This window comes from Bacillus sp. RC242, assembly GCF_044908245.1.
Classification (GTDB): Bacteria; Bacillota; Bacilli; order Bacillales; family Bacillaceae_G; genus Bacillus_A; species Bacillus_A mycoides.
The window spans coordinates 118,895-142,333 of the sequence record NZ_JBIYCZ010000011.1; the positions used below are offsets into that span (position 1 = coordinate 118,895).

Genomic DNA, 23,439 nt, shown 5'->3' on the forward strand with positions numbered 1-23,439 from the left:
AGAATAACTTGTATACAAGGCTTTCCTACATGGTAGGAAAGCCTTTTCTTTTTTGGGAACCATATTTTGTAAGGGGGATTTGATTATGTCACAACAAGTTACAATTTCATTTTCAGTAGTACCACAAGCGAAGAACAAAGATGTGTATTCCGTTGTTGATAAAGCAATTGAAGTTGTACAACAGTCGGGAGTTCGTTATGAAGTAGGGGCAATGGAAACAACGTTGGAAGGAGAATTAGATGTACTTCTTGAAGTCATTAAACGCGCACAACAAGCTTGCGTCGATGCTGGAGCAGAAGAAGTAATCACTTCTATTAAAATTCACTATCGTCCAAGTACGGGCGTAACGATTGACGAAAAAGTTTGGAAGTACCGTGATGAATATGCAAAACCAGAAGCGATCTAAAATAATCACAACAATTTGGCTTATCCTTCTCATTGCTATATGGGAAGGATCTGTTTCATTATTTAAAATTGAGCCGTGGATTTTACCGAAGCCTTCTGCAATTGTGCAAGAGTTAATTGGAATGAAAGATTTACTATTACCGAATACAGTGCAAACGTTACAGGAAGTAATAATTGGGTTGTTTTTTGCAATTTTACTTGGGACGAGTATTGCTATCATTATGGATGTCATCCCTTTATTTCGGATTTTAATGAATCCGTTGCTCGTTATTTCGCAAACAATTCCAATCGTTGTGCTCGCACCATTATTTATTATTTGGTTTGGATACGGAATGTTGCCAAAAGTAATGGTTGTTATTCTTGTTTGTTTCTTCCCAATTGCGCTTAGCATTTTAGAAGGTTTCCAAACGGTAGATAAAAATATGCTGAAACTGTTACAAACAATGAAGGCAACGAAATGGCAAGTTTACCAGAAAGTAAAGTTTCCAGCAGTACTCCCATACTTTTTCTCAGGTTTAAAAATTGCTGTTACATATAGTGTGATGGGGGCGATTATTGGGGAATGGCTTGGTGCCAGTGAAGGATTAGGAGTTATGCTTACAAGAGCAACAAAATCCTTTTTAACGGCTCGAGTATTTGGCGTTGCAGCGATTATCGTCATGGTGACATTATGTCTGTACTTTATTGTTGAATTTATGGCAAGAATAACAGCACCATGGATATACAGAAAGGGCGGCAGAAAATGAAAAAAGGTTTAAAAATTATGTTAGCTGCATTATTAGCAGTAACTGTTGCCGGATGTAATCCGGCGAAGAAAGAAGAAAGTTCAAGTAAAGATAAAAAAGTAAAAGTCGTTTTAGATTGGTTTCCAAATACGAATCATACTGGCTTATATGTAGCGCAAACGAAAGATTATTACAAAAAGCAAGGGCTTGATGTAGAAATTATCCAGCCTGGTGATAATGTAACGGCAGAGCAGATGATTGCTTCTGGGAAAGCAGACTTTGCGATAAGCGCACAAGAAAATGTAACATTAGCTCGTGTTGAAGGAATCCCAGTTGTTTCTGTTGGTGCAATTATTCAGCATAATACCTCTGCTTTTGCATCTCTAAAAAAAGATAATATGACGTCACCAAAAGATTTTGAAGGTAAACGTTACGGCGGCTGGGGGGGACCAGCAGAAGAAGCGACGTTAAAGATGATTATGGAGAAACATCAAGCTGATTTTAATAAAGTTGAAAAAATTATTCTTGGACAAACAGATTTCTTTAAATCAATCGGTCGTGATGCAGACTTTGAATGGATTTATTATGGATGGGATGGAATTGAAGCGAAGCGTCAAGGAAAAGAGTTAAATACAATTATGGTAAAAGACTTAGATTCAGCGCTTGATTTCTATAGTCCTGTTATTATTACAAGTGAAAAACATACGAAGCAAGATAAAGATTTTGTGAAAAAATTTATGACGGCAACGACAGAAGGTTATGATTTTGCAATTAAAGAACCGAAAGAAGCTGCTGATATTTTAATTAAAGCTGTTCCAGATGTGAATAAAGAATTAGTACAAGAAAGCCAAAAGTGGTTAAGTACAAAGTATCAAGATGATGCAAAAGCGTGGGGAGTACAGAAGGAAGAGATTTGGACAAATTACATGAATTTCTTATATGACAACAAAGTTATTAAAAAGAAAATCGATGTAAAAGATGCCTTTACAAATGAATTCCTTCCAAGTGAAAAATGAGTGGATTACAAATAAAAGATATTGTAAAAGCTTTCGATGGAAAGAATGTATTAGCAAATATTAGTGCTTCTATACAAGAGGGAGAGTTTGTCTCTTTTGTAGGTCCGAGTGGTTGTGGAAAAAGTACATTATTAAATATGATTGCAAGTGTTGAAGAGCCAACGAGCGGAGAAGTATTTTATAACGAAGAGTATGTAAAAAAACAAGATGTTGTTAGTTATATGCCGCAACAAGATTTATTACTACCGTGGCGATCGGCTTTGCAAAATATCGTTCTTTCATTGGAAATTGAAGGAAAGCCTAAAAAACAAAGGCTGACAGAAGGAATGGAAGCATTAAAGCAGTTTGAGCTAGATGAATATGCGGACCATTATCCAGATGAGTTATCAGGTGGAATGCGTCAAAGAATTAGTTTCCTTCGCACATATTTATGTGAAAAGCCAATTATGCTACTTGATGAGCCTTTTGGAAAATTAGATGCATTTACAAAAATGGAAGTACATAGTTGGCTCTTAAATTCTTGGCATCAAGAAAAGCAAACAATTGTTATGGTTACACATGACTTAGATGAGGCAATTTTACTTTCTGATCGCGTATTTATTTTATCTCAAAGACCAGCATCAATAGTTGGCGAGGTACAAGTGGAATTACCTAGGCCGCGAACGATGGATATGTTAACATCTCTTGAGTTAAAGAAGGATAAGGAAGAAATTTTAAGAGTATTAGCTCCTTATATGAAAAAATAGAAAAAGCCTTTTAACAGTTTTTAGTATAATTGCTGTTAAGAGGCTTTTTTCTATTGAAGGAGAAAGATGAAATCTATAGGGGAAATAGTGGATTCATTAACATCGGATAAATTGGAAGAAGGAACAAAAGAAAAAATAGAGAATAGAATATAACAGAGTAGTTTATACTCTTAATATAACAAATGTTAAAGGAGTGAAAGGATAAAATGACTTTATCAACTGTTCTTCAAATGGTTTTAGCTTGATACGGGAGAAGTCTGCCCATTTTTAACGATTAAGCTAAATTGAAGACAGCAGGTAAAGAACCTTAATCCTTTTTTACGATAATATGTAATGGGTAAGGTGTATTCACCTTACCCATTTTTTATATGCACAATTAAATAAGGCTTTATACTGTTGTTCTCTCTATTTAGCTTATGGATCATAAGAAAAGGAGAGAAAAAATGAGTATATTAACAGTAGAAAATGTAAGTCATTCATATGGTGAGAAAACCATTTTATATAAAGCGTGCTTTCGATTATTAAAGGGCGAACATGTTGGGCTAGTAGGGAAAAATGGAATTGGAAAATCCACATTATTACGCTTGTTAACAGGAGAACTTATACATGATGATGGAAACATTGAATGGTTTCCACATGTGAAGATTGGCTTTTTACAACAGCATATAGATTTACAAGAAGGCATAACAATTGAAGAATACTTGCAAAGTGCGTTTTCTAACCTGTATGAGTTGGAACGTGACATGTTAAAACTTACAGAAGAGATGGCTGGAGCAGGAGAAGTAGGAAAATTGTTAGTAAGGTATGGAGAGTTACAAACTATATTGGAGAATTCTAATTTTTATCAAATTCATACAGAAATTGAGGAAGTAGCAACCGGCTTAGGCTTGTTTGAAATAGGATTGGAAAAGGATGTTTCAAAGTTAAGTGGTGGTCAGCGGACAAAGTTGTTACTTGGGAAACTCCTTTTAGAAAAAGCGGATGTTTTATTATTAGATGAGCCAACTAACTATTTAGATACAGCTCATATAGAATGGTTGCAATCTTATTTACAAATGTATGAAAAAGCTTATATTATCATTTCGCATGATGAAATATTTTTGAACAATATTACGAATGTTATTTATCATCTAGAAGAACGAAAGGTTAAGCGCTATGTAGGAGATTATGAAACCTTTTTGCAAAGTTATCAATTACAAAGGAAACAATTACAAGCGGCGTATGCGAAACAACAAAAAGAAATTGCACATTTAGAGGGTTTTATTCAAAAAAATAAAATTCGTAAAGCGAAACAAGCGAAAAGTCGTGAAAAAGTATTAGAGAAAATGAAAAAGGTTGAAAAGGTTAACGATGTACCTCGCGCCCGTTTTGATTTTAATGTTTATACTGAGCCAGTGAGTCGTATATTACAGGTAGAGAAACTGAAAATTGGTTATGGTGAACCGTTATTTCCGGAATTGGATTTTCAAGTGAAAAAAGGGGAAAAGATTGCGATTATTGGTCATAATGGGATTGGAAAAACAACAATGTTAAAAACGTTATTAGGACAAATAAAGCCGATAAGTGGTTCAATTTCTGTTGGTGAGCGAGTAAATCCTGCCTATTTTGCACAGGAAGAGTTTGCTTCAGAAACAACACCATTAGAGAAAGTTTGGGCAGAACGACCAGATATGACAAGGAAAGAAGTACGCCAAGCATTAGCAAAGTGTGGCTTGAAAGAAGAGCACGTATTAAAACCTATTCGTTTATTAAGCGGCGGAGAACAAACGAAAGTGCGTTTATGTGAACTTATCGTAACGAAAAGCAATGTTTTAATTTTAGATGAACCGACTAATCATTTGGATATAGAAACAAAGAAGTCTTTGCAGGAAGCGTTACAACAATATACAGGAACAGTTTTACTTGTCTCACATGAGCCTTCTTTCTATGAAGCGTGGATAACAAAAGTATGGAATATTGAAGAATGGAACGTTTAAAAATAATCACAAAGAAAAGGCATTAGCTTTTATGAGCTAATGCCTTTTCTTTGTGATTAACATGATTTTCGAGAACTCTCAAATGAGAATTGTATGAAAAAGAACTCTTATGGTGCGCTTATAAGCGCACCATAAGAGTTCTTTTTCTTTGGTTATATTTATAATAATACTAGATGCCTTTCCCTAATAGGCTACTATCTTTGTATCTATATATAGATAGTTTGAAACGGAATGGAAATGATTCCTATATGTAAAGGATAATGTGATTAGTATGGGAAGACAATAGAACTTAAAGGGAATTCATGTGAAATTCAGATGAACTTCACATAAACTTCATATTAGAAACTAAATATAATTATAATAGGTTATTATAATATCCATTCTCGATTTTTCGTAAAATTTGTGTTCGATTATCGTTTAAATAAAGTGAAACTTTAATCAGTGGGGGTTTTGTTCATCCTCCACTGATTATCAGCCCTCACCAATCGGGAGTTTTACTGCCCGGCAAATAGCAGGATAAACCTGGGAAAATTTTACGAAGTCAATCTTGAATGACGTAGCAGGATGATGAAATTTCATGTAAAACAATAGTGAAAATATGTAAAGGAGGGGATAGTGTGGATGTGTTTTTGAACATTGCTGAGGAAAAAATTCGTCAAGCAATACGGAATGGTGATCTTGATAATATTCCGGGAAAAGGAAAACCACTACAATTAGAAGATCTTTCAATGGTACCTCCAGAATTAAGAATGAGTTATAAAATCTTGAAAAATGCAGGAATGATTCCACCAGAAATGGAAATGCAAAAAGATATATTGAAAATAGAGGATTTAATCGCTTATTGTTATGATGAGGCAGAGAGAAAAAAATTACAAGAAGAGTTAACGGTAAAAACGCTGCGCTTTCAGCAGTTAATGGAAAAGAGAAAGATTAAAGATAGTTCAGTATTTCGTATGTATCAAGATAAAGTATTTCGTAAATTACGCTAAGAGGGAATAAGATGAATACATTTGAAACGATAGAAGAATTAGCGACATATATTGAAGAACAACAATTAGTACTTCTGTTTATTAAAACGGAAAATTGTGGTGTTTGTGATGTTATGTTACGGAAAGTAAATTATGTATTAGAGAATTATGATTACGTAGAGAAAGTAGAGATATTACTTCAAGACATGCAAGAGATTGCAGGGCGATATGCGGTATTTACAGGGCCGACAATTTTATTATTTCATAATGGAAAAGAGATCCTTCGTGAATCGCGCTTTATTTCGCTTGAAAATATTGAGAGAGTACTTCAGTTGGTAAAAAAATAAGGGAGGTTTTTATATGGGGTTTGTTATAGCGGCATTACTATTTTGTGCTTTAATTTGGATGATTGCAGCATCAGTTAAATCAAATAATCGAAGAGTAAACCTTACTAAAAAGAGTAATACACATAGTACGTCTAACACCTCCTCACCATCATTTTTCTTTGCTGGATCTGATAGTAATAGTTCACATGATGGCGGGCATTCACATGATTGCGGAGGGGCTTTTGGCGGAGATAGTGGAGGTAGCTGTGGTGGAGGCGGCGGTGATTGATGAGAATACGCCCTATAGGGGGCGTATTTCTTTTTAAACAAACGTTTAATTAGTTGGCTTACATATGCATAAAAACAGTTAAACAAACGTTTGATTAAATTTTATAAACGTAATGTGGGGAAGTGAACCGAAAGTAAAAAACAAAGGGAAAGTAGCATTAATCTTATTAGTTGCTGGAGGTGTATTTTTTGTTAAACTCGGGCTTAAATTTGGAACGATACATTTCAGTCGAGTTTGGTTTGAAAATACATTTTCTTAAATAAAGAAGAGGACGCAAATCAAAAGGAGTTAACCAATTCTTTAATTTCGAAATAAGTATCGTGAGGGAGCATGTTTGTTCCCTTTTTCTATGGCAATCTTTTGACAATGAAATGTACCAACTATATACTGATGATGTAAAAACGATTTTACAGGTTAGGAGAAACGGTGTGAAAAATCAAATCTATGAATTGCGCACTGCAAATAATATTTCACAAGGTGCATTAGCGGATAAGTGTAACGTATCAAGACAGACGATAAATGCAATTGAGAATAATAAATATGATCCAAGCTTAGCGCTAGCATTCCGGTTAGCAGAAGTATTAGGAACAACTGTCGATAAACTATTTTTGTACAAGCTTTAGAGTTTTTAATTGTGGGGCGTTATCGTTAAAAATATAAGAAAAAGATCCCCTTCTTGTGTGAAGGGGATCTTTCTCTTATATTGTTTTAGTTTTCGGATTAGGTGGTGTAACGGACGTATCATTTTCGGGTACTCTAGTTAATAAGAATCCACCGATAATAAATAAGACAATAATACTAAGGACACCAGCGTTTGTTTTTCCTGTTAATTGTGTTGTGACACCAACTAATACCGGACCCATAATTGCCGCGAATTTACCAAAGATATTATAAAATCCGAAGAATTCATTTGCAGATTCTTTCGGTACTAGTTTTGCGAAATAAGAACGGCTAAGTGCTTGAATCCCGCCCTGAGAAGTAGCAACTAACATTGCTAAAATCCAGAAATCAAACGTCGTTTTTAAGAAATAAGCATATGTGCAAATAACGATATAAATGATAATGCCGACATATAGCATTTTTTTACCGGTAAATGTTTCCGATAGTTTTCCATATAATAAAGCAAATGGACAAGCGACAATTTGTGTTACAAATAAGATGATTAATAGATTGGTTGCACTAATACCGAGATCTGTTCCGTAAGCAGTAGACATAGTGATAATTGTATCTACCCCATCAATGTAGAAAAAGTAAGCTATTAGGAACATAAATACAGTTTTATATTCTTTAATATTTTTAAACGTATTAGCAAGGCGCTTGAAGCTCATTGCAATTGGTCTTGGATGACGTTCAATATAGTGTGTTTGCTCTACATTTTTTAGCATTGGTATCGTAAATAGTCCCCACCAAAGAGCTGTTATTGCAAAGGAAATTTGACTAGCAATTCCGACTGATAAGGGGATAGTTCCTTTTTGAGCAAGAATAATAAGAGCAATACAACCGATAAAAGGAATTGTGCTCCCAATGTAACCTAATGCAAAACCTCGCGTAGAAATTCGGTCCATTCTATCTCCAGAGGTAACATCTACTAGAAATGCATCATAAAAAATATTTGCTCCAGCAAAGCCAACTAATGCGAGCATATAGCATCCTAGTAATAAGTACCACTGAGATGTTGGAACAACTGCTAGCATACTTGTAAATACGATACCGAGTCCAAAGAAGAATGTGAAAAATCGTTTTTTAAATCCCTTATAATCAGCAACCGTGCCGAGAATAGGAGCGAGTATAGAAATTAAAAGTGTAGCGAACGAGTTTGCATATCCCCAATAGGCTGTTGAAGTTGCACCAGATAGTCCAGCTTCTTTTGCAGCTGCTTTAAAGTAAATTGGAAATAATGCAGTTGTAATGACGAGCGAATATACCGAGTTCGCCCAATCATATAATATCCAGCTTTTTTCTTGTCTGGACATTTTTTCCATATAATGTTCCCCCTTAAATTTGTTCTACTAACAGTGTACAAAAATAAAAATTGTAAAAAGAGAAACAGTGATGATTTTTACATAACTTTTACATATATACACAGTTCTTTACAATTGAAGTAAATCCTCTACAATTGCTCCGTCTGTTTCACCTAAGTGCAAACCGAGTAACCTAGCAATAGTGGGACCTTCATCAATCAGTCTCATATACGGGATTGTAACGCCACTTTGAATGCCTTTCCCAGCAGCCATAAAAATTGTTTCATAGTTAGGTTTTGTTGGGGAATATCCATGTGTTCCAAATGTATATTTCTTACTAGAAGTAACATCTTTTTTAGTAATTTCTTTTATGAAATCACCTGTATAATTTTCAATGAAGTAATAACCTTCCATGGCTTCTAGCATAAATAAGCAATTACCATCAGCACCACGTTCTTTTGCATCTTCATCGTGCAGAATAAATTCAATTCCATTTTGTTTATCCTGAAGAAGCTCTTCAAGAAGAAGTTGAATCTCTTTAATCGTTTCAGTATCATTTTTATCCTTTACATGTACGTAGGCAGATCCATCACAGCTTTGGCAATAAGCTTTCCAATCGTGTATTTTTCCACTTTTATTTACGGATATAAGTCCTTTTTGACCGAATAGGACATTTAATTGGATTGCTTTGTTTTCACTTAAAGCGCTATGATCGCCAAGTGCAATAATTGTACTTTCTTCGTATATCCCGCTTTCTTTTAATGCATGAATAATTTTTCCAAGGCGTTCGTCGTGTCTATGGATTGCAGCTACTGTTTCCTCGGACTCGAAGCCATGGTAATGTCTTTGCGTATCTAAATCAGTAAAATGTACAAACATAACATTAGGCTTTTTCGTCCGGATTGTATGTACGGCAGAAGCAAGGACGAAATCATCAAGCTCAGGCTGTGACAATCCATTTCGTATATGGCCGAAACGACGATTTAAATCTAATTGATATAGCGGGCTACCGCTAAATAATGAAACTAAAATTTGATTTTGCCACGCTCTATTTGGAAAAATTTCTGGTAAATTGTAATCGATATTTGCTCTTCCAGTAACAGGCCATAGAAGGGCTGCTGTCGTTAAATTTGCTTTGCGTGCTTCATCATATAAAGTTGTTCCTTTAATGGACTTTCGATACCAATGCCAATCTGGTGAATCACGTCCTGGTTGAAGTAATGTATTGCTGACAACGCCATGCTTATTAGGATAATTACCGGTTACGATTGTTGAGTGGCTTGGATATGTTACAGAAGGATAAATTGGCTCCACTTTTTTCGCAATCGCGCCCCTTTTTATTAAAGTTTGGAAATTAGGTAGTTTTTGTAATATAGGAAAATCTAAAGCTGATAAGCAGTCGAAAGATAAAATAATGACGCGATTTGTTAATGCTTTATCCATAAAGTTTCCCTCCTGATTATATAAAACCTATTTTTATATATTACTATTAATACCTGGTAATAAAAATATATTTTTGAATAAAATTTTGTTATTTATTTTCAGAAAAATTAAACATATAATAAGTATAAGGGAATGAATGGAAGGAGGGAATACTATGGATTGGCTAGATGGATTTGGTATCTTTTACATCATTGGTGGAGTCACCGTTCTCCTTGTATTTTTTATGTCATATTTACTAAAGAAACGTTTTCCAGACAAACAGTTTGATATTATATTTGCACTTAGTTTAGTACTTCTTTGTTTAGCTTTCTTTCCTGTAACAATGATCGCTATTGGTGGTTGGGAAGGAATGGGATACGGATTTATTTGTTTCTTCGTTTTAATTGGTACACTAATTGGTATGGTTGCTCATCAACTTGTAAAAATAGTTCGGAAAAGTTACGTATAAAACAGTGATAATTGAAAAAAATGTATAAAAATAAGAAAATTGGCTCTTGTTTTGAAATAAAATTTATATTATGATATTCAACAAATTTATTTTGTTATAACGATGAAAAAGGAATAGTACATGTCTTACCTTTTTGCAGAGAGAGAATCCTTTTGGCTGGAAGATTCTTAAAGAGGCGATATGGAACCTACCTTTGAGTTCTGCATATGCAGCGGGAAATTCCCGTTATCAAAAAGAGAGCATACTCAATTTTTTTGTGTATGAATCAGGGTGGTAACGCCGACAAAGCTCGGTCCCTATTTGGGGACGCGGGCTTTTTCTATTTTCTAAAGGAGGAAGAATAACTATGGTAAAAGAACAAGTACAAGCCATTACGAAAATGGAAGAAGACTTTGCTCAGTGGTATACCGATATTGTAAAAAAAGCGGAGCTTGTTGATTATTCAAGTGTGAAAGGTTGTATGATTTTACGTCCATACGGTTATGCATTATGGGAAAATATGCAGAAAGTGATGGATGAAAAATTAAAAGAATCTGGTCATGAAAATGTGTACATGCCAATGTTCATTCCAGAGAGTTTATTACAAAAAGAGAAAGATCATGTTGAAGGATTTGCTCCTGAAGTAGCGTGGGTTACTCATGGCGGAGATGAGAAATTGGCGGAAAGACTTTGTATACGCCCTACATCTGAAACTCTATTCTGTGAGCATTTTTCAAAAATTGTTCAATCATATAATGATTTACCAAAGTTATATAACCAGTGGTGTTCAGTAGTTCGTTGGGAGAAGACGACGAGACCATTCCTTCGTACAACTGAATTTTTATGGCAAGAAGGTCATACGATTCATGAAACGGCAGAAGAATCTCAAATTGAAACATTAAATATTTTAAATCTATATGCTGCTTTTTGTGAAGAGTATTTAGCGATTCCGGTTATTAAAGGGCAAAAAACAGAAAAAGAAAAGTTTGCAGGAGCGAAGGCAACTTATACGATTGAAAGTTTAATGCATGATGGAAAAGCACTTCAAACAGGAACATCTCATAACTTTGGAACGAATTTCTCTGAAGCATTTGATATTAAGTTTTTAGATCGTAACGGTAAATGGCAATACGTACATCAAACATCTTGGGGTGTATCAACAAGAATGATAGGTGGACTTATTATGGTTCATAGCGATAATAACGGACTTGTAATGCCACCGAAAGTCGCTCCAGTACAAGTTGTTATCGTTCCTATTGCTCAGCACAAAGAAGGTGTGTTAGACAAAGCAACAGAGTTGCAAGGACGTATTCAGAAGGTTGCACGTGTAAAAATAGATGCTAGCAATAAAACACCTGGCTGGAAATTTAATGAGTATGAAATGAAGGGTGTTCCAATTAGATTAGAAGTTGGTCCAAAGGATATTGAAAAGAATCAAGTTGTACTTGTAAGGCGAGATACGAAAGAAAAAGAGTTTATAGCAATGGATCAATTAGAAGAGCGCATCCCATCATTACTTGAGGAGATTCATCATTCTTTATTTAGTAAAGCAAAAGTATTTAGAGATGAGAGTACTTATAGTGTGACGAATTTCGGAGAGATCAAAAAAATAGTTGATGAAAAACAAGGGTTTATTAAAGCGATGTGGTGCGGAGAACTAGCTTGTGAAGAAAAACTAAAAGAAGAAATTGGAGTATCTTCACGTTGTATTCCGTTCGAACAAGAAAGTTTAGCTGACGAATGTATTTGCTGTAGTAACAAAGCGAAGCAGATGGTGTATTGGGGAAAAGCGTATTAATACTCTTGCTACTAGATGACAAAAAGGACTTTGATTGCATAATAAAATGCAATCAAAGTCCTTTTTAGTTTTATCCCGTTATTTTCCAGGTAGTAAAACTCCCACTTCAAAATTCGGCTGGAGCAAAGAAGTTAGGTGGGAGCCCTGCTGCCCGTAAAAGCCCGATTGGTGAAGGCTAATAATCAGTGGGGGATGAACAAAATCCCCACTGATTAAAGTTTCACTTTATAATCTGTTTCATGTATTTTTAGATGGAAGGATGATTTTTTTTATTTTGCGTTTTTACGACGAATAAATAGTAACACACCAATTAGGAATGTTGAAAGTCCCATTAAAATAGATGCAGGATAATGTGTTGCAGTATTAGGCAACTTATTGCCTTGTTTTGTTGCATTATCTTTTGCGTTACCGCTTTGAGAGCCGCTATCGCCTTTAACACGGTTGCCGCCCTGAGAGCCATTACCACCTTGAGAACTGCTGTCGCCTTTAACGCGGTTACCTCCCTGAGAGCCACTGCTACCAGAACCATTGCCACCAGAGCCGTTGCCACCAGAGCCGTTGCCACCAGAACCATTGCCACCAGAACCATTGCCACCAGAACCATTGCCACCAGAACCATTGCCACCAGAACCGTTGCCACCAGAGCCGTTGCCACCAGAGCCGTTGCCACCAGAACCATTGCCACCAGAACCATTGCCACCAGAACCATTGCCACCAGAACCGTTGCCACCAGAACCATTGCCACCAGAACCACTGCCGCCAGAACCACTGTCACCAGAACCATTGCCACCAGAACCACTGCCGCCAGAACCACTGTCACCAGAGCCATTACCGCCAGAACCACTACCGCCAGAGCCGTTGCCACCAGAGCCGTTACCGCCAGAGCCGTTACCGCCAGAACCACTGCCACCAGAGCCATTGCCGTCAGAACCACTGCCGCCAGAACCACTACCACCAGAACCGTTGCCGCCAGAACCGTTGCCACCGGAGCCATTATCGCCAGAACCACTGCCGCCAGAACCACTGCCACCAGAGCCATTGCCGTCAGAACCACTGCCGCCAGAACCACTGCCACCAGAACCGTTGCCACCGGAGCCATTGCCACCAGAGCCATTGCCACCAGAGCCATTGCCACCAGAGCCATTGTCACCAGAACCATTGTCACCAGAACCATTGTCACCAGAACCACTGCCACCAGAGCCACTGCCGTCAGAACCGTTGCCACCAGAACCACTATCGTCCTGAGAGCCATTGTTTCCTGGAGGTTTATTATTATCTTTTGAATTACCTTCTGCTAAATTATCGTTATGTTGTACAATAGCGTTTGTTATTGGATTGAAGTTTTCAGTTGCAGCATTACCAATATTTAAGCCACTAAAAAAGGATAAAGAAAGTGTTGATGCTAAAATGAATATTTTTGTCATTGTTTTCCTCCTGAAGAAAAAATTATTGTTCCATCTAAAATACACCCCTTTGTAATATTTCATAGGAAAAAGAGTTTTATGCAAAAAAAACTATATATAGAAGAAGGTGGTGTATTTCTAAAGGGAGAAAAGAGTTAATGTAAATTCCTTGCAGACAGTAGAGTGATGGAGAATTTACACTCATAACAGTAGAGGAAGTGGCAACGGATGAAAGAATATATTGCATTTGATATTGGTGGTACGCAAATTAAATATGGAATTGTTTCAGAAATAGGTGTAGTACTAATACATAAAAAGGTCCCGACAGAAATTCACTTGGGCGGGGAACAAATTGTTCAAAAGCTTATATATTTATCAAAAAAGTTAATGACTGAATATACTATTTCCGGAATTGGTATTAGTACAGCGGGAATTGTTGATATTAATAAAGGAGTTATAACGGGAGGTGTGGATCATATTCCACGTTATGCTAATATTTCTATTGTTGAGAGATTACAAGAAGTATTAAAAGTTCCTGTATCTATTGAAAATGATGTTAATTGTGCAGCCTTAGGAGAGAAATGGAAAGGTACAGGGAGGGGAGAAAGCGATTTTATTATGCTTACGCTTGGAACGGGCATTGGTGGAGCAATTGTTATAAATGGAGAGTTATACCGTGGACATTCGTTTGGCGCTGGGGAATGGGGGAACATGTTAATAGAAGGGAAAACTTTTGAGGAGGTTGCCTCAATTTCGGGATTAATTCGTCTTGTACGAAGATATAAAGGTAAAAAGGAGTGGGATGGTAAAACAATTTTCGAATTATATGATAAGGGTGATAGCGGTGTTACTCAAGCCGTGAAGATTTTCTTTAAACATTTGGCGATTGGTATTAGCAATCTTGCTTATATTTTTAATCCGAAAATGATTATTATTGGTGGGGGAATTACTGAAAGAGGCGATGATTTCTTAAATGAAGTGAAGGAAGAGATAGGAACATACTTAAATCAAGAGATTTATAGTAATTGTGAGATTAAACTTGCGCAAAGCGGTAATTGTGCAGGAATGATTGGCTCTATTTACCACTTATTACATCAGTATAAATAAATATAGTATCTGTTTTCATATAATTGAGAATTTATCCTTTTTCTCATTAGATAAATAATGCTACAATATAAGAGAAGAATACAATGTTTTCCGAGTTGGAAAATGCTTTGTAGAAAGGAAGAAACTTCATGCCTATTATTTTAGAAAAAGGACAAAAGATTGATTTAACGAAAGGACAACCTAGAGTAGCGAAAATGCAGGTTGGCTTAGGCTGGGATCCAATTGGGCAATCAGGTGGATTTCTGTCTTCATTATTTGGAAGTAAACCAAATGTAGATTGTGATGCATCAGTTGTTATGTTAGAAGGGGATCGTTTTTTAAACAAAAATGATTTAGTTTACTTCGGCAACAAACTTTCTACTTGTGGTAGTATCATTCATTCAGGAGATAATTTAACAGGTGAAGGCGCTGGTGACGACGAAACAATTTTCGTAGAATTACATAAAGTTCCGAGCCGTATTAATCGTCTAGTATTCGTTGTAAATATTTATGACTGTGTAAATCGTCGTCAAGATTTTGGGATGATTCGCAATGCATATATTCGTATTCAAAACCCACAAACAGGTGAAGAATTAGCGCGTTATAACTTGTCAGATAATTATGCTGGCAAAATGACTTTAATTGCAGGTGAAATGTACCGACATGGAAACGAATGGAAGTTTTCAGCAGTGGGAGAAGGAACACAAGATAAAAACTTAAGTGAGATTGTATCACGTTACCAATAAAATAAACCAAGGAGGAATAGTATAATATGGCATCTATTTCATTGAAAAAAGGACAAAAGGTAGACTTAACAAAAACAAATCCAGGTCTTTCGAAAGTTCTTGTAGGACTTGGTTGGGATACGAATCGTTATGATGGACAAAACGATTTCGATTTAGATGTTAGTATCTTCTTAGTAGGTGCTAACGGTAAAGTTTCAGGAGCAGAGGATTTCGTCTTCTATAATAATCCAAAAGGTGCGAATGGTGCTGTAGAGCATTTAGGAGATAACCGTACAGGCGAAGGTGAAGGCGACGATGAAACAATTAAAATAGACTTAAAAAATGTTCCTGCTAACATTGAGCGTATTTGTTTCACAATTACAATTTATGATGGAGAAGGCCGCAGTCAAAACTTCGGACAAGTTTCTAATTCTTTCGTACGTATTATGGATGAAGAAAAGAATGCAGAATTAATTCGTTACGATTTAGGAGAAGATTTCTCTATTGAAACAGCTGTAGTAGTAAGCGAATTATACCGTCACGCAGGTGAATGGAAATTCAATGCAATCGGAAGTGGATTCCAAGGTGGATTAGGTTCTCTATGTAATAACTTTGGTTTAGATGTAGAGTAATAGATTTATATATCCATCAGTGAAACGCGTATTTACTGATGGATATATTTTTAAAAATTAAAATATAGAGGTGAATATATATGGTTATTCAATTGCAAAAAGGACAGAAAATAGATTTAGCTAAAACAAGCCCAGGTTTATCAAGAGCAGTAATTGGTCTTGGATGGGATATTAAATCTTATGATGGTGGATCTGATTTTGATTTAGATGCATCTGCCTTTTTATTAGATGCGAACGGGAAATGTACGAAGGAAACTGATTTTATTTTCTATAATAATTTACAGTCTCCTTGTGAATCAGTTTTACATACAGGAGATAACCGTACAGGTGCAGGTGACGGTGATGATGAGCAACTTGTTGTCGATTTGAAAAAGGTTCCAGCAGATGTTCATAAAATTGCTATTACAGTTACAATTTATGATGGTGAAGGCCGTAATCAAAACTTTGGACAGGTTGCAAATGCATTCGTTCGTTTAGCAAATGAAGAAACAAACGAAGAAGTTCTTCGTTTTGATTTAGGGGAAGATTTCTCCATTGAAACAGCAGTTGTCTTTTGTGAATTATATCGTCATAATGGACAGTGGAAGTTTAGTGCAGTAGGAAGTGGATTCCAAGGTGGATTAGGTGCACTTGTAAGAGCGTATGGCTTGGATGCGTAAGAAGGGAAACGGCATTCGTTTCCTTTTTTTGACCTTTCTATAAATCTAGCAAAGAATAGGGGATAAAGGTAAGATGAGTATTTTGCAAGGAATCCTTGATACGTATGCTCAGTTTTTCGACTTGGACATGTGGATTAAAGTGTTACAAGATCCAGTATCTTGGGGGTTAATAGGTACACTTGTTGTACTTGAAGGGTTATTATCTGCTGACAATGCACTTGTGTTAGCGGTAATGGTAAAACATCTTCCAGAAGAAAAACGAAAAAAAGCATTATTCTATGGACTTATTGGAGCTTATGTATTTCGTTTTATTGCAATTGGAATCGGAATGTTCTTAATTAAATTGGCATGGGTAAAAGTGTTAGGTGCACTTTACTTAGCTTGGCTATCAATTAAATACTTCATTGATAAACGAAAAGGTAATGCAGAAGAAGAGGAAGCTCATGGTATGAACCAAAATAGTATTCTCTTCAGAATGTTTGGTGTCTTCTGGGGAACGGTTGCGATGGTTGAGTTAATGGATATTGCGTTCTCTGTAGATAGTGTACTTGCTGCATTTGGTGTATCGAATGAAGTTTGGATTTTACTATTAGGTGGAATGCTCGGTATTTTAATGATGCGCGGTATCGCTGGCGTATTCTTAAAATTGTTAGAGCGTATTCCAGAACTTGAAACGACAGCATATATTTTAATCTTAATTATTGCAGCAAAAATGCTACTGTCTGTCGTTCATATTGAAGTAAGTCATATGCTGTTCTTTATTATTTTAGTTATAGCGTTTGGAGCAACATTTATACTTCACTACATGAAGAATTCTGGACAAGCTAAAGAAGAAGTTGCAGCTACTAAAAATGAACATAAATAATTGAAATGGGTTTGCTCGTTATGCGAGCGCCCATTTTTTATAACTAAAAATAGTTTATAATAGAAGAGAGACTTTATAAAAAACGTAAATGTTTTTGGAGGTGAACTGTTGTGTTTTCACGTTTTACACTTCAACCATGTGCATTAAAAGATGAATCAGATTTAAAGCAATTTGAAGCGCTTTTAGAAAAACGCCCACAATATGAACTGACAGAGAATGAGATGAAATTTAGTTACATAGCAAGTCGCATTCTTGGTGTTCCGAATGATGTAGATGAATATTTCAATGAACTATTTGATTATAATGAAGCAAAAGGGATCGAGGTTTTGCATGAACAAAATTTAAATAAGGTGATTGATCCCGAAAAACTGCGCCATATTCAAGAAGTTTTTGCATTACATCAAGAAGCGCCGAATGGACTTACAGTAAATAGGCTTGTAGCACATTTGTCTGGAAAACAACTATTACCGCAAGTAGACAATCCTGATTTACAGCATTATATACATACGACGTTTATTTCTGTATTGAAATTGTATGAGAAACAACATAATCAATCTTTAAAAACAGAAGGATTCCGGCGTTTCTTAATCGATATGATTAAATTAAGTGAAAATTACGTAGCGAAGTGGTTCTCTACGATTAATTATAAGAAACAAATGCCGCGTGTCGTTTGGTACGGTGATGCGACGGAGAGCCGTATATATTTCTTATACTTTCTTATTATGCTCGGTTGCGATGTGCTTTATTATCACCCAGAAGGAAAAGATGGATTTGAGAGTGTAGATGAGGAAGGAAAGACCTTTGTCGTATCTCATTCAGGCCGTATTTCATTGGAACCATTTCCTGATCGGCGTCGTGAACGCGTCGCAACGGTAGCTTATCAAGCTTCAAAAGAAATCGAGCAAGTACTTCACCACGATAATTCATTATTATATAAACCATGGCAATTCCGTTCGTATACACCTGTAGCCCGTACGCTCAAAACGACGTACGATGAACTCTTTTTAATTACGAAAGAAAAGGCATTTGTACGTCCAACATTCTTTGTTGAAAATAAGCATATTTATATTCCTTCTTTATTTGCAAAAATATCAGGTGTTTCAAAGAATGATAAAGAATATTTTCAGCGATTAAAGGCTGTTACATCATTTGATAACAGTTTCTTGATTAATACATTCCCGTTTACGAAAGAACAAAAAGCGAATTTCCAATATCATTATCGAGATGCATTGGACCGCGCAGGGAAGTTACATCCGGATTTAATTATGAACAGCCATTGGTGGCCACATAAGCGTTTACCAGAAGGATTACAACATGGTATTGCAGAAGCAATGATCCATACGTGCGAAAGTGAAATGTGTAAACCAATTGCGAAAGAGACGAAACAAGATGTAGCACTGTATGTTTTCGCACAACTCTCTCAAATACCACCGAACATTTTAGAGCAGCTTGAGAAATTTGATTATTCGCAAGAAGTACCGAAAATTGTTATATTTAATAATGAGAAGAGCGGAGAATTAAGTCGTTCTGATGCTGTGTTATTACTATTTTTAAATCAAATTGGAGTAGATGTATTCCACTTTAATCCAACGGGGAGAAACGATATTGAACCGTATATTCAATCAGGAGCATTTGATTCACATTGGCTTGAAGAAGTTAATTTCGATCTTGAATTTCATGGTTCATCAGCCTATAAAAATTTATCACAAACAATAAAAGGACTATTTCGTCCATTTTTATAAGGAAAGGGAGAATACCATATGAATAACCCAGTCGTACTAGATTCGAAAACAGAATTGAATGAGCAAACCGCACAAGATGTTCGCTTGCAACTTAGACAAGATGCAGAAGTGCAACGTATTTATAACGCAGTAGATATTAAAGATCAATTAGAATTAATTGAACTCGGAAAAGAACCTTCTATGGAAATTTCACGTTTCGCTGATCAAATTTTACATACAATGTCTTTATCGAAAGTAGAAGACTCAGGTGAATTATTAAAGCAGCTCGGTAAAATTATGGACAGATTTGATAGTAAAGACTTTGCGGAAGAGAAAAGTGGTTTCTTCTCACGTATGTTCAAAAAAGCAGATAAAATGATTGAACAAATCTTTAGTAAGTATCAGACGATGGGTCGCGAGATGGATAAAGTATACGTAGAAATTACGAAGTATCAAGATGAAATGAAAAAATCAATTGGTACGTTAGATGGTTTATATGAGCAAAACTTAAAGTATTATTTAGACTTAGAAAAATACGTAGTAGCTGGGGAAATGTTATTAGAGCGTTTAAATACAGAGTTAGTTCCGATGTACGAAGAGCGCATACGTAATAATGATCAGTTGGCGGGTATTGAATTAGAATCGCTTAAAAACTCTGTTGAAATTTTAGAACAACGTATTGATGATTTAGAAAAAGCTCGTATGGTTGCTCTATTAACAGCACCACAAATTCGTATGATTCAACGCGGTAACAATAAATTAATCGGTAAAATCAATACGGCATTTATTACAACGATTCCTATCTTTAAAAATGGTATCATTCAAGCGGTAAATGCGAAACGTCAAAAGCTTGTTGCGGACTCTATGGCTGAACTTGATCGCCGTACAAATGAATTACTTAAGAAAAATGCACAAAATATCGCAACTCAAAGTGTGGAAGTAGCGAGATTATCAGGTTCTTCTAGTATTAAGATGGAAACACTTGAGGAAACTTGGAACATTATTTCAAGAGGTATGCAAGAAACACAACAAATTGAAGAGCAAAATAAACGTGAGCGTGAAGAAAGCCGCAAGCGCATGGCTACATTAACAGAGAACATCAAAAAAGAATTACAAGGATAAAGAAAAGGCAATGAGGAACAGTCCTCATTGCCTTTTAGTTTCTCTTAACTAATTTAATGATTTCATTCACAACAAGCGGAATGATACTTAACAAGAGAACAAATCCCCAATCTCGCATTGTTAATGCATGCACACCAAATATATTGGCAAGAGGTGGGATGGAGATGATACACACTTGCATAAGAACACCGATTAGAAGTGAGAAGACTAAATATTTATTTGTAAATATCCCAATTGAAAAAATTGATTTCGTTCTTGAACGTAAGTTAAATGAATGAACGAGTTGAGAAAAACTAAGAACGACAAATGCCATCGTTTGGGCGTGTAATAGAGCGTCTTCATCAATTTGATCTGGGAAGAGAGGAAATAAATTTGTATCTCCTGTATAGAGCTTTGCCCCAACGATAAAGGCTGTTAAAGTAAGAAGTCCAATTACAACCCCATTGAAAATAAGAAAAGGAACGCTGCCGCTAAATAAGCTTTCTTTCGCATGTCGTGGTTTTTCCTTCATCACATCTGGATCTTCAGGATCAACACCGAGTGATAATGCAGGCAGTGTATCTGTAATTAAATTTACCCACAAAATGTGAATAGGGCGTAGTGGTGTTGCCCAGCCGAGTAAAATAGCTAAAAAGAGAGCTATAATTTCGCCGAAGTTACAAGAGAGTAGGAAGAGAATAGACTTTTTAATATTACGATAAATATTTCTTCCTTCTTCAACAGCTTTCACAATAGATGAGAAGTTATCGTCTGTTAAAACTACATCTGCTGCGCCTTTTGCGACATCTGTTCCTGTAATTCCCATTGCTACTCCAACGTCTGCTTGTTTTAAAGATGGAGCATCATTTACACCGTCACCAGTCATGGAAACGATATTTCCTTTAGCACGTAATGCTTTTATAATCTTCACTTTATGTTCTGGAGAGACCCTAGCGAATACATTTAAGTGATTAATTTTACTTGCTAGTTCTGTATCTGGAATGGTATCTAATTCAGTTCCAATCATGATTTCAGATATTTCTTCAGCAATGCCAAGTTCTTTGGCAATTGCAAAGGCGGTATCCTTATGATCACCCGTAATCATAACTGTGCGAATACCAGCCTTTTTACATTCTGTAATTGAATCTTTTACTTCTGTACGTGGTGGATCAATCATACCGACAAGACCGATAAAGATGAGATTTTCTTCGAGATGATTTATATCCATATCGTTTAAATCGTATCGTTTATATGCGAATGAAAGTACTCTTAAGGCTTCTTGCGACATTGACCCGGCAGCTTCTAATATTTGATTTTTATCAGAATCTTTTAGGACCTCAAGTTTATTATTTATAAAGATATGGGTACAGTGAGATAAAAGTTTATCAATAGCACCCTTCGTCATGCTATAGTAGCCTTCATCGTATGTATGTACAGTTGACATCATTTTACGATCAGAATCGAAAGGCAATTCGTTAACACGTTCATGTTTATTTTCTAAATGATCTTTTTGAATGTTAAAAGAGCTTCCGGCAACAAGAAGGGCAATTTCTGTAGGATCCCCTGTTTGTGAGTCGGCACCGTAAGAGGCATCGTTGCATAAAACCATATTTTCTAATAATAGACGGTGTGCATCATTATTTACATTCAAATTTTCTAGCTGGTCGTATGTGCGATCACTATAAAAGTGAGTAACGGTCATTTTATTTTGAGTTAATGTACCTGTTTTATCTGAACAAATAATTGTGACAGAACCGAGAGCTTCAACAGCTGGTAGTTTACGAATGATAACGTTTTGTTTAATCATACGCTGAACACCAATTGCAAGAACGATGGAAACGATAGCTGGTAAGCCTTCTGGAATGGCTGCAACAGCTAAACTAATTGCGGTCATAAACATTTCTAACGTATCCCGGCCCTGTAAAAAACCGATGAGAAACATAGTAGTGCAAATAGCTACAGCGACAAATCCTAAATATTTTCCTACTTGTGCTAAGCTTTTTTGAAGTGGTGTCATATCATCGTCTGCTTCATGTAAAAGGGTAGCGATCTTGCCAATTTGTGAGTTCATCCCAGTTTCAACAGCAACGCCGACGCCACGTCCGTATGTTACTAGCGTCGACATAAAAGCCATGTTTTTTTGATCGCCTAACGGTATTTGTTCATCACTTTGCATGGAAGGATGGTAGACTGCATCTTTATCAACGGGGACAGATTCACCAGTTAGAGCAGATTCTTCAACCTTTAAATTAGCAGTTTCGATAAGCCGTAAATCACATGGTATATATCGTCCGGCATCAAGCATAACGATATCACCTGGAACGACGTGCTCAGATGGAATCTCTTTTAGTTCACCATCTCGCTTTAGGATAGCTTTAGGTGTTGCCATCTTTTTCAATGCTTCTAAAGCCTGTTCCGCTTTCGATTCTTGGATTACACCAATAACAGCATTTAAAACTACAACGAGCGCGATAATACTTGCATCGGCCCATTCACCTACAAAGGCGGAAATAAGGGAAGCGATAATAAGGACATATACGAGGACGTCATTAATTTGGGCGAAAACGCGCTGCCATAAAGTACGTTTTTGCTTGGTAGCTAATTCATTAGAACCATATTGCTTTAAACGTTCATTTACGATTTTATCTGTTAAACCGTGTTGTTCATTTGTTTCTAGGTCGATTAATGTTTGATTTTTCGTCTTACTGTACCAATTGCTCATAAGTAAGCACCTCCAGTAAAAACAGTTAGCAATGGTAGTGTGGCAATTTTTTTAGAGTAGTATGTATGGAGAAAAAATCTAAGGTGAGGTTCTACTTTCATTGTACAGTAATTTAGAATGTGAGGAGGAAAAGAGAAGAGTTGTCATGAATTTGTTGAAATTAAAAGAGCCTCGAATACGTGAGGCTCTTTGTCATTTTTTAATTAATGTACCTAATTCCTCAGTAATAGCTTGCATTTCACTAATACTGAATGTTTCACGTTTCATAACGTGCTCATAAATGTCACGTAAGTCCTCGTACATTTCTTCGTTAAAACTAGCAGCTCTCATTGCTCCAGCATTAACCATGCGTAATTTTTCTTTAATAGCTTCTACCATATATTCAACGTTTACTTCTGATTTTACGGATAAATCCACCGAAGTGTCCCCCTTTAAAATAACATAA

General features: G+C 36.1%; 24 protein-coding genes and 1 other annotated feature. Of the genes, 19 read left to right on the forward strand and 5 right to left on the reverse strand.

Annotation, left to right across the window (positions count from 1 at the left end):
- The first annotated feature begins 85 nt into the window (after positions 1 to 85).
- From ABH957_RS19975 to ABH957_RS20020, 10 genes are all read left to right on the forward strand, one after another.
- Entirely contained in the window at positions 86 to 406 is a 321-nt protein-coding gene (locus ABH957_RS19975; protein WP_404512080.1) for an MTH1187 family thiamine-binding protein, read from the forward strand.
- Positions 378 to 1,151, forward strand: coding sequence for an ABC transporter permease (locus tag ABH957_RS19980; protein ID WP_002091231.1), 774 nt, complete (start codon positions 378 to 380; stop codon positions 1,149 to 1,151). Before ABH957_RS19975 ends, ABH957_RS19980 begins: the two co-directional genes overlap by 29 nt.
- Positions 1,148 to 2,146: an ABC transporter substrate-binding protein gene (locus ABH957_RS19985; protein WP_404512082.1), complete on the forward strand. Its 999-nt coding sequence runs from the start codon at positions 1,148 to 1,150 to the stop codon at positions 2,144 to 2,146. The genes ABH957_RS19980 and ABH957_RS19985 overlap by 4 nt, the downstream gene beginning before the upstream one ends.
- Positions 2,143 to 2,892 carry an ABC transporter ATP-binding protein gene (locus tag ABH957_RS19990; RefSeq protein WP_404491628.1) on the forward strand — a complete coding sequence of 250 codons (750 nt, stop codon included), beginning with the start codon at positions 2,143 to 2,145 and terminating at the stop codon, positions 2,890 to 2,892. Before ABH957_RS19985 ends, ABH957_RS19990 begins: the two co-directional genes overlap by 4 nt.
- Before the next feature lie 443 nt (positions 2,893 to 3,335).
- On the forward strand, positions 3,336 to 4,868 hold the full coding sequence (locus ABH957_RS19995) for an ABC-F family ATP-binding cassette domain-containing protein (RefSeq protein WP_404457640.1): 1,533 nt from the start codon (positions 3,336 to 3,338) through the stop codon (positions 4,866 to 4,868).
- Positions 4,869 to 5,485: 617 nt separating this feature from the next.
- Complete coding sequence (locus tag ABH957_RS20000; protein ID WP_404491627.1) at positions 5,486 to 5,857, forward strand: DnaJ family domain-containing protein; 372 nt, start codon at positions 5,486 to 5,488, stop codon at positions 5,855 to 5,857.
- An 11-nt stretch (positions 5,858 to 5,868) separates the two neighbouring features.
- Positions 5,869 to 6,183, forward strand: coding sequence for a thioredoxin family protein (locus ABH957_RS20005; RefSeq protein WP_404457646.1), 315 nt, complete (start codon positions 5,869 to 5,871; stop codon positions 6,181 to 6,183).
- A gap of 13 nt (positions 6,184 to 6,196) precedes the next feature.
- Positions 6,197 to 6,451, forward strand: coding sequence for a hypothetical protein (locus ABH957_RS20010; protein ID WP_404512084.1), 255 nt, complete (start codon positions 6,197 to 6,199; stop codon positions 6,449 to 6,451).
- A gap of 112 nt (positions 6,452 to 6,563) precedes the next feature.
- Positions 6,564 to 6,710: a histidine kinase gene (locus ABH957_RS20015; RefSeq protein WP_404457651.1), complete on the forward strand. Its 147-nt coding sequence runs from the start codon at positions 6,564 to 6,566 to the stop codon at positions 6,708 to 6,710.
- 112 nt (positions 6,711 to 6,822) lie between these two features.
- Positions 6,823 to 7,074: a helix-turn-helix transcriptional regulator gene (locus ABH957_RS20020; RefSeq protein ID WP_002010192.1), complete on the forward strand. Its 252-nt coding sequence runs from the start codon at positions 6,823 to 6,825 to the stop codon at positions 7,072 to 7,074.
- Positions 7,075 to 7,149: 75 nt separating this feature from the next.
- On the opposite strand, the gene ABH957_RS20025 is transcribed toward ABH957_RS20020, so the two are convergent.
- Together ABH957_RS20025 and ABH957_RS20030 are read right to left on the reverse strand one after the other, a co-directional pair.
- Complete coding sequence (locus ABH957_RS20025) at positions 7,150 to 8,433, reverse strand: MFS transporter (RefSeq protein ID WP_404512086.1); 1,284 nt, start codon at positions 8,431 to 8,433, stop codon at positions 7,150 to 7,152.
- 108 nt (positions 8,434 to 8,541) lie between these two features.
- Entirely contained in the window at positions 8,542 to 9,855 is a 1,314-nt protein-coding gene (locus tag ABH957_RS20030; RefSeq protein ID WP_404457657.1) for an alkaline phosphatase family protein, read from the reverse strand.
- A gap of 154 nt (positions 9,856 to 10,009) precedes the next feature.
- Between ABH957_RS20030 and ABH957_RS20035 the strand changes: the two genes are divergently transcribed.
- Complete coding sequence (locus tag ABH957_RS20035; protein WP_002124993.1) at positions 10,010 to 10,303, forward strand: YesK-like family protein; 294 nt, start codon at positions 10,010 to 10,012, stop codon at positions 10,301 to 10,303.
- A 93-nt stretch (positions 10,304 to 10,396) separates the two neighbouring features.
- Positions 10,397 to 10,604, forward strand: a binding site (T-box leader).
- Positions 10,605 to 10,649: 45 nt separating this feature from the next.
- On the forward strand, positions 10,650 to 12,080 hold the full coding sequence (gene proS, locus ABH957_RS20040) for a proline--tRNA ligase (RefSeq protein WP_404512088.1): 1,431 nt from the start codon (positions 10,650 to 10,652) through the stop codon (positions 12,078 to 12,080).
- Between the two features lie 269 nt (positions 12,081 to 12,349).
- Here the strand turns inward: proS and ABH957_RS20045 are convergent, their stop codons facing one another.
- On the reverse strand, positions 12,350 to 13,504 hold the full coding sequence (locus ABH957_RS20045; RefSeq protein WP_404512090.1) for a cell wall anchor protein: 1,155 nt from the start codon (positions 13,502 to 13,504) through the stop codon (positions 12,350 to 12,352).
- A gap of 207 nt (positions 13,505 to 13,711) precedes the next feature.
- On the opposite strand from ABH957_RS20045, the gene ABH957_RS20050 reads away from it, so the two are divergent.
- The 7 genes from ABH957_RS20050 to ABH957_RS20080 all read left to right on the forward strand — a co-directional run bounded on the left by ABH957_RS20050 (position 13,712) and on the right by ABH957_RS20080 (position 20,293).
- Positions 13,712 to 14,590 carry an ROK family protein gene (locus ABH957_RS20050; RefSeq protein WP_404512092.1) on the forward strand — a complete coding sequence of 293 codons (879 nt, stop codon included), beginning with the start codon at positions 13,712 to 13,714 and terminating at the stop codon, positions 14,588 to 14,590.
- Between the two features lie 128 nt (positions 14,591 to 14,718).
- Positions 14,719 to 15,315, forward strand: a complete 597-nt coding sequence (locus tag ABH957_RS20055) for a TerD family protein (protein ID WP_113937980.1) — start codon at positions 14,719 to 14,721, stop codon at positions 15,313 to 15,315.
- A gap of 26 nt (positions 15,316 to 15,341) precedes the next feature.
- Entirely contained in the window at positions 15,342 to 15,926 is a 585-nt protein-coding gene (locus tag ABH957_RS20060; protein WP_002010225.1) for a TerD family protein, read from the forward strand.
- An 80-nt stretch (positions 15,927 to 16,006) separates the two neighbouring features.
- Positions 16,007 to 16,585, forward strand: coding sequence for a TerD family protein (locus ABH957_RS20065; RefSeq protein WP_002010227.1), 579 nt, complete (start codon positions 16,007 to 16,009; stop codon positions 16,583 to 16,585).
- A 73-nt stretch (positions 16,586 to 16,658) separates the two neighbouring features.
- Complete coding sequence (locus ABH957_RS20070; RefSeq protein ID WP_002139507.1) at positions 16,659 to 17,450, forward strand: TerC family protein; 792 nt, start codon at positions 16,659 to 16,661, stop codon at positions 17,448 to 17,450.
- Between the two features lie 110 nt (positions 17,451 to 17,560).
- The gene (locus ABH957_RS20075) at positions 17,561 to 19,192 is read left to right on the forward strand and encodes a YceG family protein (protein ID WP_016093408.1); all 1,632 of its coding nucleotides are present in this window, start codon (positions 17,561 to 17,563) and stop codon (positions 19,190 to 19,192) included.
- An 18-nt stretch (positions 19,193 to 19,210) separates the two neighbouring features.
- Positions 19,211 to 20,293, forward strand: a complete 1,083-nt coding sequence (locus tag ABH957_RS20080; RefSeq protein ID WP_002029585.1) for a toxic anion resistance protein — start codon at positions 19,211 to 19,213, stop codon at positions 20,291 to 20,293.
- Positions 20,294 to 20,327: 34 nt separating this feature from the next.
- On the opposite strand, the gene ABH957_RS20085 is transcribed toward ABH957_RS20080, so the two are convergent.
- Together ABH957_RS20085 and ABH957_RS20090 are read right to left on the reverse strand one after the other, a co-directional pair.
- On the reverse strand, positions 20,328 to 22,994 hold the full coding sequence (locus tag ABH957_RS20085; protein ID WP_404512094.1) for a cation-translocating P-type ATPase: 2,667 nt from the start codon (positions 22,992 to 22,994) through the stop codon (positions 20,328 to 20,330).
- A gap of 192 nt (positions 22,995 to 23,186) precedes the next feature.
- Complete coding sequence (locus ABH957_RS20090; RefSeq protein ID WP_113937976.1) at positions 23,187 to 23,411, reverse strand: DUF1128 domain-containing protein; 225 nt, start codon at positions 23,409 to 23,411, stop codon at positions 23,187 to 23,189.
- Positions 23,412 to 23,439: the final 28 nt, after the last annotated feature.